Consider the following 13,291-nt stretch of genomic DNA (forward strand, 5'->3'; position numbering starts at 1 on the left):
GCGCGACAGGAGCCCCGGGCCGACCGGCCGCCATGCCCGGCGGCCGGCCCGAAGGGAGACGGCGGATCCGCCGGGCGGCGGAGTGATCGCATCGGGCCGAAGGTCCGTCCGCCGGTCCATTACGGGACGATGGCCGCATGCTGGTCACCACAGGAACGGACGTCGCGGCGGAGACCCGCGCGTTCAACGACAGGCTCGCCGCCTTGTACGCCGCCGGTCCGCAACTGCACGAGGTCGACGATCCGCCGGCGACCCGGGCGGCCCGCGCTCGCGGAGAAGGACCGTTCGCCGCGCCCGAGCGGCTCGCCGAGGGCAGCGCCCGCACGATTTCCGGGCGCGCCGGTGAGATCCCGGTCCGGGTGTTCACGCCCGCGGAGGTGCGGGGCGTCTACCTGCACTTCCACGGCGGCGGCTGGACCCTCGGCACGGCCGACTCCCAGGATCCCACGCTCTGGCGGCTCGCCACCGAGGCCGGCGTCGCGGTGGTCAGCGTCGACTACCGGCTCGCTCCCGAGCACCCCTATCCGAGCGGCCCGGACGACTGCGAGGACGCCGCGCGCTGGCTCATCGCCGCCGCCGGCCGGGAGTTCGGCGCCGAGCGGCTGGTCATCGGCGGCGAGTCGGCCGGAGCGCATCTCGCCGCCGTCACGCTGCTGCGGCTGGGCGACGCGGCGCGCGCCTTCCGCGCGGCTCAGCTGACCTTCGGCGCCTACGACCTGTCGATGACGCCGAGCCAGCGCAGTTGGGGCGAGCGGAACCTGGCCTTGTCGACGCCGGTCCTCCAGTGGTTCACCGGCAAGTTCCTGCCCGGGATGAGTCTCGAAGAGCGCCGCTCCCCGGACGTCTCCCCTTTGTACGCCGACCTTTCCGGGCTGCCGCCGGCCCGATTCGTCGTCGGAACCCAGGATCCGCTGCTGGACGACACTCTGTTCATGGAGGCGCGCTGGCGGGCCGCCGGCAACGAGACGGAACTCGAGGTCGTCGCGGAGGCGCCGCACGGTTTCGTCGGCTTCCCGCTGACGGTCGCCGAGCGAGAACTGGCCCGCCAGCGCGAGTACGTCGCCCGCGCCATCGGCTCCTGACACGGCCGGGCTCCGCCGCGGCCGGCTCCTGACGTGCCGGGCTCCTGCCGCAGCCGGGCTCGGGAAGTGCCGGATTCCTGGCGCGGCCGGGCTCCGGTTCGCTGAAGGCGGTGCTCGCGCGGCCACCTGTGGCCACGCGAGCACGCCTTGACATGGCGTTGTTACGGACGGTCCTTAACCGATCCTTGACTGCGGCATATCGTGGGGATTTGATACCGGCGATCGCCGGGAGAGACGAATGCGACGAAGGACGACGGCGCTGCTCGCGGCGCTGGCGATGCTGACCCCGCTCGCCGGAGGCGCGGTGTCCGCCACCCCACAGTCCAGCGACGAGGCCGCGATGCGGCCGACGCGCACCGCCCCGAACGCGACCGTCGAGGCCCGGGTGAACGCCCTGCTGGCGCGGATGACGCTCGACGAGAAGCTGCAGCAGCTCCAGTTGCTCTCCGACGGCCAGGTGACCGACGAGGACGCCAAGAAGGGCGTCGGCGGAGTGTTCAGCCTCACCGACCCGCAGAAGATCGACCACCTGCAGCACGTCGCCGTCGAGCAGTCGCGGCTGCACATCCCGATCCTGTTCGCCTACGACACGATCCACGGGTACCGCACCATCTTCCCGGCCCCGCTCGGCGCGGCGAGCAGCTTCGACCCGGGTGTCGTCACCGCCGACGACACGTACGCCGCGCGCGAGACCGCCGCGGTGGGCATCAAACAGATCTACGGCCCGATGGTCGACGTCTCCCACGAGCCGCGCTGGGGACGCATCGCCGAAGGCGCGGGGGAGGACCCGTACCTCGGCTCGGTGCTCGCGGCGGCCCGCGTCAAGGCGGCGCAGGGCGGCGACTACGGCGCCCCCGACAAGGTCGTCACGAGTCCCAAGCACTTCGCGGCGTACGGCCAGCCGGAGGGCGGCCGTGACTACAACACGACCGACCTGTCCGAGCAGCGGCTGCGCAACATGTACCTGCCGCCGTTCAAGGCGGCGATCGACGCCGGCGCGGACACGGTGATGTGCTCGTTCAACGCCATCAACGGCTCGCCGGGCTGCGGCGACGGCCACACCGAGACCGACATCCTCAAACGCGAGTGGGGCTTCGACGGCTTCATCGAGAGCGACTACACCGCGGTCGCGGAGATGCGCGCCTGCCCGCCGAAGACGCCGGACAGCGGACCGTGCGGCCACGGCGTCGCCGCCGACGGTCCCGGCGCCGCCGCCCTCGCGCTCAACTCCGGCACCGACTCGGAGATGGTCAGCACCAACATCCGCGACTACGGCAAGGAGCTGCTCGCCCGGCACCGGATCTCGATGGCCCGCGTCGACGACGCCGTACGGCGGATCCTGCGCGTGAAGTTCCGCGCGGGCCTGTTCGACCATCCGTACGTCGACCCGGGCAAGGCCGAGGCGGCGCAGCTCCGGCCCGACGCCGTCGCCGCCGCGCGCCAGGCGGCCGGGCGGTCGATGGTGCTGCTGAAGAACGACGGCGGCACGCTGCCGCTCGACCCGTCGAAGTCGACGGCCGTGATCGGCCCGCTCGGCGACGACCGGCACGACATGCTCGGCCCGTGGTGGGGGCAGGGCCGCGACCAGGACGCCGTCTCGGTCTACGAGGGCATCAAGGCGCAGCACCCGAAGACCACCTTCACCCAGGCCTGCCAGATGATCGACAAGGATCCGCCGGACGTCACGCCCGCCGACGAGTGCGGGTCCGACGCGGACTTCCCGAAGGCGGTCGCGGCGGCCGAGGCCGCCGACCAGGTCGTGCTCGCCCTCGGCGAGACGCGGGGGCAGAGCGGCGAGGCGGCGTCCCGCAGCGACCTCGACCTGCCCGGCAGGCAGCAGGAGCTGATCGATCGGATCAAGGCGACCGGCAAGCCGTTCGTCGTCGTGCTGTTCAACGGCCGGCCGCTGACGCTGTCGAAGGTCGCCGCGAGCGCCCCGGCGATCCTGGAGGCGTGGTTCCCCGGCGTCCAGGCCGGCAACGCGGTCGCCGACGTGCTGTTCGGCAAGGTGAACCCCGGAGGCAAGCTGCCGGTCACCTTCCCCCGCGTGATCGGGCAGGTGCCGATCTACTACGACCACGACCCGACCGGCCGCCCCTGCGACCCGAACACCAAGTACGGCTCGCGGTACCGCGACCTGCCGAGCTGCGACCCGCTCTACCCGTTCGGGTACGGCCTCAGCTACACGACGTTCGCGGTCTCCGGCCTCAGGCTGAGCTCGGCGACGATGGCGCCGAACGGCACCGTCACCGCCTCGGTCCGGGTGCGGAACACGGGAGGGCGCGCGGGTGACGAGGTCGTGCAGCTATACCTCCACGACCCGGTCGCGAGCGTCGAACAGCCCGTCCGCCGGCTGCGCGGGTTCGAGCGCGTCACGCTCCGGCCCGGCGAGAGCAGGACCGTGACGTTCACCCTCGGCCGGAACGACGTCGGCTACTACGACAACGGCGGCCGGTTCGTCGTCGAGCCCGGCACCATCGACGTGTACGCGGGAACGAGCTCCACCGGCGGCCTGCACGCCTCGTTCGAGGTCACCGCGCGATGAGGGCGCCCGCCGCCCGCTCGGCCTGGCCGATCCCGGAACGCGCCGTCGGCCCGGTCACCGGGGTCGACCACTTCCGCGCCGGCCGCTGACCGGGCCGTCGGGCGCCGCCGATCGCGCACGTGGCAGGCTGACGGGTGAGCGCCTTCACCGGCCGCGGGCCGACCCCGGACCCCGCGGCCCGACCGTAGGAGAGACCCGTGCGACCCGTCGTGCTCCCGCCGAACATGCCGCGTTCGTTCTACCGGGGCGCCGGGCGTATCGGCCGGTTCCGCGGCACGCCGACGCCCGCCGACGCGGATCCGTACTTCCCCGAGGACTGGGTCGGGTCGGTCACCGCGCGGCACGGCGCGGCGCCCGCCGGGCTCACGACGCTTCCCGACGGACGACCGCTGGCCACCGCCGTCGCCGAGGACCCGGAGGCGTGGCTCGGCCCCGCGCACCTCGCCCGGCACGGCGCCGACCCGGCCATCCTGGTCAAGCTCCTCGACGCCGGGGAGCGCCTCCCGGTCCACGTGCACCCGGACCGCGGGTTCGCCACCGCCCACCTGGCCTCGCCGTACGGCAAGACCGAGGCGTGGGTGATCGTCGACGCGGCTCCGGAGGCGGCCGTGCACCTGGGGTTCCGGCGGGACGTCGCCGCCGGCGAACTGCGCCGGTGGGTGGCCGAGCAGCGGACCGGGGAGATGCTGGCCGCCACCAACCGGATCCCCGTCCGTCCCGGCGACGCGATCGTCTGCCCGGCCGGCGTTCCGCACGCCATCGGCGCGGACATCCTGCTGGTGGAGGTCCAGGAGCCGACCGACTTCTCGGTGCTGCTGGAGTGGGAGGGCTACGACGTCGACGCCGAGACCGGTCACCTGGGTCTCGGCTACGAGGCGGCGCTCGGCTGCGTGGACCGTTCCGCGTGGGACGACCGCCGGATCGACGCGGTGCGCGGCGCGGACCGCGCCGGCCGCGGCATCCGGCCCGGGGTCGACCGGCTCTTCCCGGGGGCGGCCGACCCCTTCTTCGCCGCCGAGCGCGTCCGGCCGGACCCGGTCGGCGTGCTCGACCCGGCCTTCTCGGTGGTCGTCATCACGGAAGGGTCCGGCGAACTGGACCCCGAACACGGCGACCGGCTCGCGGTCCGCTCCGGCCAGACGCTGCTCGTCCCGTACGCCGCCGGGCACTGCACCCTCCGGGGCGACCTGCGGGCGATCCGCTGCCGTCCGCCGTACGACACGCCCAGCGACGGCGCCTGACCTCCCGCGCGGGAAGGATCTAGCCTTGGACCGATGGCACGGACCGCGCTGACGCTGGGCCTGGCCGGCCTGGCCCTGGTGCACGCCGCGCCGGCGGCGAGCTGGCTGCCGGTCGTGCGCCGCCGCCTGCCGCGCCTGGCGGGGGAGGGCCACGGCGACCACGTCGCGCTGACGTTCGACGACGGGCCCGACCCGGACTCGACGCCCCGTTTCCTCGACGAGCTGCGGAGGCTGGACTGCCGTGCCACCTTCTTCGTCGTCGGGGAGACCCTGACGCGCCACCCGGACGTGGGCCGCCGCATCGTGGCGGACGGCCACGAGATCGCCGTGCACGGCTGGCGGCACCGGTACGCGCTGCTGGCCCGTCCGGGCCGGGTCACCGCGGAGATCGGCCGGACCGCCGACCTCGTCGCCGCCGTCACCGGCGCCGAACCGGTCTGGTACCGGCCGCCGTACGGCGTGCTCAGCGCGGAGGCGCTGGCCGCGGCCCGCCGGCACCGGCTGCGGCCGGTGCTGTGGACGGCGTGGGGGAGGGACTGGACCCGCTCGGCGAGCCCGGCCTCGGTCCTGGCGACCCTGGCGCCGGGCGTCCGCGGCGGGGCGACGATCCTGCTGCACGACTGCGACCACACCTCGGCCCCGGGCGCGTGGCGCTCGGCCTTGGGCGCGCTGCCCGAGCTGGTGGCCCGGTGCCGCTCGGCCGGCCTGCGCGTCGGACCACTGCGGGATCACGGCCTGCGGTGAACCCCACGCTGGGAGACCGACATGCCGGGTAGAACAGACCCATGGCGGAACGCGCGATCGAGCCGGTGATCAACGGACCGGGGCCGGCGGACGACATCGACGCGGTGACCTCCGCGGTGCTCACCGCGTCGCGTCTGCTGGTGGGCATCTCGCTGCGGTCGCTGACGGCGGTGCGGGAACGGGTGACGCTGCCGCAGTTCCGCCTGCTCGTGGCGCTCGCGACGCATGAGGACACCAAGCTGGTGACCCTCGCCGACCACCTGGCGGTCAACCCGTCGACCGCGATGCGGATGGTGGAGCGGCTGGTGGCCGCGGGGCTGATCGACCGGCGGGTCAATCCGGCGAGCCGGCGTGAGGTCCTGCTGCGGCTGACCGAGGACGGCCGGCGACTCGTGGAAGAGGTCACCGCCCGCCGCCGGGAGGAGCTCGCGGCCATCGTCACCGCGATGCCCGCCGACCAGCGGGCCCGTCTGGTCGAAGCGCTCCGGGCCTTCACCGACGCCGGCGGCGAGCCGCCCGTGGGCGAGACCAGGGCCTGGGACTGACGGTACGACCACGGCGGCTCCGGCTGAACCGGCGCCGAGGCGCGCGGCGGTCCAGGTTGGGCGGACGCGATTCAGTCCGAGCAGACGCCGAGGCGCGCGGCGGTCTCCAGGAACAGGGCGTGCACGAACGCCTGGGGGAGATTGGCGCGGAGCTGGCGTTGCCGGATGTCGTACTCCTCGGTGAACAGGCCGGTGGTGCCGCAGCCGGACCGGATGCGCTCGAAGCGGCGTACGGCCTGGGCGGTGCGGCCCTGCTGCTGTTCGGCCAGCGCGAGGAAGAAACCGCACAGCATGAACGCCCCCTCGGCGGCGCCCAGCGGGCGATCGTCGATCTGATAGCGGTAGACGAATCCGTCGTCGACCAGTCGGTCACGGACGGCGTCGAGGGTGGCGACCGTGCGCGGGTCGTCGGCGGGCAGCGCGCCCCTGACGGGCGGGATCAGCAGGGATGCGTCGATCCGGTCGTCGTCGGGCGCGCGGCGCCAGTGGCCGGCGGGGCTGAGACTGGTACGGGTGGTGTCCGCGAGGATCGCCTCGGCCAGCGCGAGCCACTCGCGGAGCTCCGACGGCCCGGCGATGGCGGCCGCGGCCGCGCGCAGCCCCCCGACGCAGCTCAGTCGCGAGTGCGTCCAGCATCGATCGCCGGTCTCCCAGATCCCGGCGTCGGGCCGGCGCCAGTGCGCGGCGATGGCGGCCACGGCGATGCGGGCGGCGCGGCCCGCCTCCACCGGCAGGCGGTCCGCGCGGGCCGCGGCGGCGAACAACTGCAGCGCCTCGCCGAAGGCGTCGAGCTGGAACTGGCTCTGGACGCGGTTGCCGGTGACGAGCCGGGACCCGGGATAGCCCGGGAGGTCGTGGTGTTCTTCCGCCGGGACCGGGCCACCGGCGACCGTATAGGCGGGACGAAGGCGGTCGCCGTCGGCGAGGAGCCGCTCGGCCACGAACCGCACCGCCGTGTCGAGGAGACCGAGCCGGGCCCCGTGGACGGCGACCGCCTGCCCGGCATAGCACTGGTCGCGGATCCAGGCGTAGCGGTAGTCGTAGTTGCGGTCGTCTCCCATCCGTTCGGGCAGGGAGGTGGTCGCGGCGGCCACCATTCCGCCGCAGCGGCTCGTGAGCCCGGTGAGCACCGCGTACGCGAGCTTGGTGTCGCGTGGGGCGAGCGTGTCATCGCACCGGGGCACGTGCGTCTGCCAGTCGGCCTCGGTCGCCGCCCACAGATCTCCCGCATCGAGGGGCTCGTCGGACCGGCCGGCCGACAGCTCGAGCACCAGGTCATGGGTCTGTCCTTCGGCGAGCTCCAGCTCCAGCACCAGGCCGCCGCCGTTCTCGGCGGCCTGCGCCGCGCCGGTCCAGCGGAGGTGGACGGGGCCACTGCGGGTGCTCCAGACGCCGTCCTCGGCGCGCAGGCCGGTCACCTTGGCGGCCCCGAACCCGGCGTGCGGCTCCAGATGCGCCCGAAAGCGAGCCCGGCCGCGGACGGCCTTCAGCCGGCGGAGGAGGACGGCGCGGTCACGGCGTGCCGGGAGAGCCAGCGCCTGCCGGCACTCCATCACGCCGTCGCCCGTCACCCAGCGGCTGCGCCAGATCAGGCTGCCCTCCTCGTAGTAGCCGCCCCACACGCGCCACTCGTCGACCGGGTGGACGCTGTAGCGGCCCAGGGTGCCGACCAGGCCGCCGAAGATCGCCGGCGACTCCCACGACGGGAAGCACATCCACGCGACGTCCCCCTGCGGGCCGATCACCGCGCCGCGTTCCCCGTCGGCGATGAGGGAGTACTCGCGGAGCACGTGCGGCGATGTGACGTCCTGACCGGTCATGGGACCTCCTTCGTCGGTCTCATGACCAAGGTGCTGTGCTCGCCGATTCCCTCGCTTCGCTCGGTCATATCCGCTGCCTTTCCCGAACCCGGCCCCCTATGCGTCCCCCGGCGCCCCGCAGCGTCGGCCGGTGGACCGGGAGAGCGTGGGTCCCCGGTTGAAAGCGGCCGCAACTTCTGCCAAGGTTCAGCGCCTTGTATGGGAGGTTTTCGCCAATATGTGGCCAGGTGTCCGACCGCTAGGTTGGGCGTTCGTCTCAACTCCAGGAAGTAAGGAACGCCGTACGTGATGCAGAGTTCAGGGGGACGCTTCAGCCCGGTGCCGCGATGGTGCTCGTGCCGGGTCCCGGAGGAGACCGCGGAGGACACGGGTGTCAGCCGCCGGAAGGTGCTCGGCGGGCTGACCGCCGCGGGCGCGCTCGCCATGGCGGGCTGGCCGGGCTCGGCCGAGGCGGCGACGGCCGGCAAGGGCGGGGACCATTCGGTGACCATCACGGTCATGGGCACCTCCGACATCCACAGCCACGCCGTCGACTGGGACTACTACAACGACGCCGCGTACAGCGACAGCGCCCACAACGTGGTCGGCCTGGCGCGGGTGTCGAGTCTGGTGAAGCAGATCCGCGCCGACCGGGGGCGCGAGCGCACCCTGCTGTTCGACGCCGGGGACACCATCCAGGGCACCCCGCTCGGCTTCTACTACGCCACGGTCGAGCCGATCACCGAGACCGGCCAGGTCCACCCGATGGCGCTGCAGATGAACGCCATCGGCTACGACGCCGTGGCGCTCGGGAACCACGAGTTCAACTACGGCCTGCCGCTGCTGCGGAAGTGGATCGGCCAGATGCGCGCCCCGGTGCTGGCCGCCAACGCCGTGCACGCGGGCACCGACCGGCCGGCGTTCCGCCCGTACATCATCAAGACGATGCGCGTGCCGGGGCATCCGCCGATCCGGGTCGGCCTGCTCGGCCTGACCAACCCGGGCGTCGCCATCTGGGACAAGGCGAACGTCTCCGGCGAGCTGGACTTCCTGGACCTGGTCGAGACCGCCAAGAAGTGGGTGCCGATCATCCGCGCGCAGGGCGTCGACGTCGTGATCGTCAGCGCGCACGCCGGTGACAGCGGCCTGTCGTCCTACACCGGCGACATCCCAGTGGAGAACGCCTCGGCCATGGTGGCGCAGCAGGTCCCCGGGATCGACGCCATCCTCTTCGGCCACGCGCACAACGACGTACCGCAGCGGTTCGTCACCAACGAGACCACCGGCCGCACCGTCGTGATGAGCGAGCCGAAGTGCTGGGGCCAGCGCCTGTCGGTCTTCGATCTCACGCTGACCCGGGAGCGCGGCCGCTGGAAGGTCAACGGCAGCTCCGCGACGACGGTGAACACGAACACGGTCCAGGAGGACCCGGCGCTCGTGGCGGTCGTGAAGAAGCAGCACGACGCGGTGGTCGCCTACGTCAACCAGGAGGTCGCCACCTCCACCGAGGCGATGTCCGCCGCGGAGTCCTGCTGGAAGGACACCGCGATCCTCGACTACGTGAACCTCGTGCAGACCGAGACGGTCAAGAAGGCCGTCGCCGGCACCGCGTACGCGTCGCTGCCGGTCCTGTCCATCGCCGCGCCGTTCAGCCGTCTCGCCACCTTCCCCGCAGGCAAGGTGACGATCAGGGACATCGCCGGGCTCTACATCTACGACAACACGCTGCTGGCCAGTGTCCTGACCGGCGCCCAGATCAAGGACTACCTGGAGTACTCGGCGCAGTACTTCAAGCAGGTCGCCGCGAGCGCTCCGGTCGACCCGGCGTCGTGGACGAACGCCCACGACCGCCCCGACTACAACTACGACCAGTTCTCCGGCGTCACCTACGACATCGACCTCGCGCGGCCCGAGGGCTCCCGGATCCGCGACCTCGCCTACAACGGCACGGCCGTCGGCGGCGACCAGCAGTTCGTGGTCGCGGTGAACAACTACCGGCAGTCCGGTGGCGGCGGGTTCCCGCACATCGCCACCGCCCCGGTCGTCTACAACGCCCAGGTGGCGATCCGTGAGGCGATCGTCGCCTTCGCCTCCGCCGCCAAGACCATCGACCCGGCGACCTTCCACGTGGAGAACTGGAGACTCGTCCGCGACGGCGCGCCGGTCTTCTGATCAGGAGAGAATCGGCGGTTGACGCTGACAGCGGGGACGCGGCCGCAGGCGAGGTCCCCGGTGGGGAAGGGATGCCCGGATGAGCCTGCTGCTCGGAGTCGACATCGGCACCTCCAGCGCCAAGGGGGTGCTGACCACTCCGGATGGCGAGGTGGTCGCGACGGCGGTGCGCGAGCACGCGGTGTCGCGGCCGCGTCCGGGCTGGGCCGAGCACGACGCCCGCACGGTCTGGTGGGCCGGGTTCGCCGCCGTCACCCGCGAACTCATCGCGCGGGCCGACGCCCCGATCGCGGGCGTCGGCGTCAGCGGCATCGGGCCGTGCGCGCTGCCCGCCACCACCGCCGGTGAACCGCTGCGGCCGGCGATCCTCTACGGCGTCGACACGCGCGCGGTCGCCGAGATCGAGGAGCTGACCGCCCACTACGGCGCCGAGACGATCGTCGAACGCGGCGGCTCGCCGCTGACCACGCAGGCGGTCGGGCCCAAGCTCGCCTGGCTGCGCCGCCACGAACCGCGGGTGTGGGAGCGCACCCGGCGGTTGTTCATGGCGAGTTCCCACCTCGTGCACGAACTGACGGGCGAATACGTCCTCGACCACCACTCGGCCAGCCAGTGCTCGCCGCTGTACGACAGCCGCGAGCACGCCTGGATCGCCGACTGGGCGGCGGAGATCGCCCCGGGCCTGGACCTGCCGCCGCTCGCCTGGCCCGGCGAGGTCGCCGGCACGGTCACCGAGGTCGCGGCCGAGCGCACGGGTCTCGCCGCGGGCACCCCGGTCATCGCCGGCACCATCGACGCGTGGGCCGAGGCGGTGAGCGTCGGAGTGACCGAGCCCGGCGACGTCATGGTGATGTACGGCACGACCATGTTCCTCATCGAGGTCCTCGCGGAACGCCGCACCTGGCCGGGCCTGTGGGGCACGGTCGGCGTCACGCCCGGCACGTACGACCTGGCGGCGGGCATGGCGACCTCCGGCGCGGTCACCGACTGGCTCCGGCAGCTGACCGGGGCGGCGTACGAGGAGCTCACCGAGGAGGCGCGCGCGGCCGGACACGGAGCCGGCGGGCTGCTCATGCTGCCCTACTTCGCCGGCGAGCGGACACCGCTGTTCGACCCGGACGCGCGCGGCCTCGTCCTCGGCCTGACGCTCGACCACGGCCGCGGGCACCTGTACCGGGCGGCGCTGGAGGGTACTGCGTTCGGCGTCCGGCACAACCTGGAGGCCATGCGGGCGGCGGGCGGCGAGGCCGCCCGGCTGGTCGCCGTGGGCGGCGGCACCAAGGGCGGGCTGTGGACCCGGATCGTGTCGGACGTGCTCGGCCGGGCGCAGGAACTGCCCTCGGTCACGATCGGCGCCTGTTACGGCGACGCGCTGCTCGCCGCGCGCGCCACCGGCCTGTCGGACGGCGCGGGGTGGAATCCGCCGGCGGGCACGATCGAGCCCGACCCGGCCGCCGGACGGATCTACGACGGGTTGTACGAGCTGTACCGCGGTCTGTACCCGGCCACCCGCGACGCGGCCCACGCCCTGGCCGCGCTCTCCCGCGCCCCGGCCTGACCCCGGCCGCCCCGGCCTTGGCATGTGTCCGAGGCCCGTTCATGGGGCCAGCCCTGAACGCTCCAGGTCGAGCGCGACGGTACGCACCGCATCGACGATCGGCAGCAGTTTGCGACCGAACGGAGTGAGGTCGTACACCGTCGACTGCTTGCTCCTCGTCTCCGCGACCCGGCTGACGATGCCGGCATCCTCGAGCTTGCGCAGACGGTTGGTCAGGGTGACCGCATTGACCTTCGGGATGGCCCGCTGAAGTTCGTTGAAGCGCATCCCCGACTCCTGCAGCGTCATCACGATCGCCAGCGTCCACAGGTCGCCGATGACCGACAGGATCTGCATGCACCGCGCCGTCTGGAGGTCCTCCGCCTGATCCATGATGCCGTCCATTCTAAACCGCTGTACTATCTTCACTAGTAAAGAATCTTTAGTGGTTTTCGAGGAAGGCACCCCCCATCATGAGGATCACGATCTTCGGAGCGACTGGACGGATGGGGCAGCTGCTGGTGCAGCAGGCCCTTGACGCGGGGCACGAGGTCACGGCCTACGCCCGCACACCCGGCAAACTCCGCATCACGCACGCGAACCTGTCCGTAGTCGCAGGACAACTCGATGACGACGAGGCGATCTTCGAAGCGGTCCGCACCGCCGACGCCGTCATCGAGGGCGTCGGCTCCGAGAGCGCCGCGACCCGCAGGATCATCGCCGCCATGGACACCGCCGGCGTCAAACGGTTCGTGGTCGTGTCCACATGCAGCGTTCCAGACCCGGCCGATCGGCCGGACCTCAAGTTCAAAGCCCTCGTCCGATTCGTCAAGACCGTCGCGCCCCGGGCCTGGGCCGAGGTGCGCTCCGCGGCGGAGGCGGTACGCGCCAGCGACCTGGACTGGACGCTGGTCCGCGTGGCCAAGCTCAACGACAAGCCCGCCACCGGAGACATCAAGGTCGGACACTACGGCCACGGGGTAGTGAACCTCTCCATCAGCCGCGCCGACATGGCCGCCTTCCTGCTCAGCCAAGTGACCGATGAGACCTATCTGCGCAACGCCCCGGCGATCAGCAACTGATCGGCCCGGCCTGGGCCTGGCCGACTCGGCCGTCCGGCTCGGATGGGCCGGTGATCGTGAGACGCCGACGAGGATCGGGCGGCCCGCCTGGATCAGCGCCGGTCCGCCATGGCGGCCTCGATGCGCCGGGCCCTCGACTGGCTGTATGGCTAGGAGCGCCCGCCGAGTTGGATAGCCTGCGCAAGCTTCTCGAGCGCCGGCCGGGCCCCGGGCGCGGCGGCGGGCCAGGGGCGTAACGTCGGTAGGTGAGGGACACGACCTCACTTCACCTACCGACGTCGACCGGCTTTCCCGGCGGATGATGCCCGCACCCGATCAGAAATCGCAGGAACGGCGATGCCCACGCTGATCGCCGGACTCCTCCTCGGCCTGGTGGCCGGGCTGGTCGCCGGCCTGATCGCGGGCGTCGCGGTCGGGCTCGTCGTCTTCCTGACGACCGGCCTGGTGGCCGGGCTGGTCGCCGGCCTGCTCGTCGGCCTCATCCTCGGCCTGGCCATCGGACTGCTGCTGGGCGGCTTCCTGGCGCGTCTCCGCCGATGACCGC

General features: G+C 72.7%; 11 protein-coding genes. 9 read left to right on the forward strand and 2 right to left on the reverse strand.

What is annotated here, in order from left to right:
- Nucleotides 1-137 precede the first annotated feature (137 nt).
- The 5 genes from AB0L00_RS32110 to AB0L00_RS32130 all read left to right on the forward strand — a co-directional run bounded on the left by AB0L00_RS32110 (nucleotide 138) and on the right by AB0L00_RS32130 (nucleotide 6,157).
- Nucleotides 138-1,082: an alpha/beta hydrolase gene (locus AB0L00_RS32110; RefSeq protein ID WP_364440815.1), complete on the forward strand. Its 945-nt coding sequence runs from the start codon at nucleotides 138-140 to the stop codon at nucleotides 1,080-1,082.
- Between the two features lie 238 nt (nucleotides 1,083-1,320).
- On the forward strand, nucleotides 1,321-3,627 hold the full coding sequence (bglX, locus tag AB0L00_RS32115) for a beta-glucosidase BglX (protein ID WP_364440816.1): 2,307 nt from the start codon (nucleotides 1,321-1,323) through the stop codon (nucleotides 3,625-3,627).
- 197 nt (nucleotides 3,628-3,824) lie between these two features.
- Nucleotides 3,825-4,868: a class I mannose-6-phosphate isomerase gene (locus AB0L00_RS32120; protein ID WP_364440817.1), complete on the forward strand. Its 1,044-nt coding sequence runs from the start codon at nucleotides 3,825-3,827 to the stop codon at nucleotides 4,866-4,868.
- 33 nt (nucleotides 4,869-4,901) lie between these two features.
- Complete coding sequence (locus tag AB0L00_RS32125; RefSeq protein WP_364440818.1) at nucleotides 4,902-5,612, forward strand: polysaccharide deacetylase family protein; 711 nt, start codon at nucleotides 4,902-4,904, stop codon at nucleotides 5,610-5,612.
- Between the two features lie 41 nt (nucleotides 5,613-5,653).
- On the forward strand, nucleotides 5,654-6,157 hold the full coding sequence (locus AB0L00_RS32130; RefSeq protein WP_364440819.1) for a MarR family transcriptional regulator: 504 nt from the start codon (nucleotides 5,654-5,656) through the stop codon (nucleotides 6,155-6,157).
- Between the two features lie 71 nt (nucleotides 6,158-6,228).
- On the opposite strand, the gene AB0L00_RS32135 is transcribed toward AB0L00_RS32130, so the two are convergent.
- A complete protein-coding gene (locus AB0L00_RS32135; RefSeq protein ID WP_364440820.1) occupies nucleotides 6,229-7,977 on the reverse strand; it encodes a glycoside hydrolase family 15 protein in 1,749 nt (582 codons plus the stop codon).
- Nucleotides 7,978-8,265: 288 nt separating this feature from the next.
- Between AB0L00_RS32135 and AB0L00_RS32140 the strand changes: the two genes are divergently transcribed.
- The gene (locus tag AB0L00_RS32140) at nucleotides 8,266-10,128 is read left to right on the forward strand and encodes a 5'-nucleotidase C-terminal domain-containing protein (RefSeq protein WP_364440821.1); all 1,863 of its coding nucleotides are present in this window, start codon (nucleotides 8,266-8,268) and stop codon (nucleotides 10,126-10,128) included.
- 79 nt (nucleotides 10,129-10,207) lie between these two features.
- Complete coding sequence (locus AB0L00_RS32145; protein WP_364440822.1) at nucleotides 10,208-11,686, forward strand: FGGY-family carbohydrate kinase; 1,479 nt, start codon at nucleotides 10,208-10,210, stop codon at nucleotides 11,684-11,686.
- Nucleotides 11,687-11,725: 39 nt separating this feature from the next.
- Here AB0L00_RS32145 and AB0L00_RS32150 read toward each other — a convergent pair whose 3' ends face one another.
- Complete coding sequence (locus AB0L00_RS32150; RefSeq protein WP_364440823.1) at nucleotides 11,726-12,070, reverse strand: helix-turn-helix domain-containing protein; 345 nt, start codon at nucleotides 12,068-12,070, stop codon at nucleotides 11,726-11,728.
- 68 nt (nucleotides 12,071-12,138) lie between these two features.
- Between AB0L00_RS32150 and AB0L00_RS32155 the strand changes: the two genes are divergently transcribed.
- Nucleotides 12,139-12,747, forward strand: coding sequence for an NAD(P)H-binding protein (locus AB0L00_RS32155; RefSeq protein ID WP_364440824.1), 609 nt, complete (start codon nucleotides 12,139-12,141; stop codon nucleotides 12,745-12,747).
- Between the two features lie 336 nt (nucleotides 12,748-13,083).
- A complete protein-coding gene (locus tag AB0L00_RS32160; protein ID WP_364440825.1) occupies nucleotides 13,084-13,287 on the forward strand; it encodes a hypothetical protein in 204 nt (67 codons plus the stop codon).
- Nucleotides 13,288-13,291: the final 4 nt, after the last annotated feature.

The sequence above is a fragment of the Actinoallomurus sp. NPDC052308 genome, assembly GCF_040679195.1.
GTDB lineage: Bacteria > Actinomycetota > Actinomycetes > Streptosporangiales > Streptosporangiaceae > Actinoallomurus > Actinoallomurus liliacearum.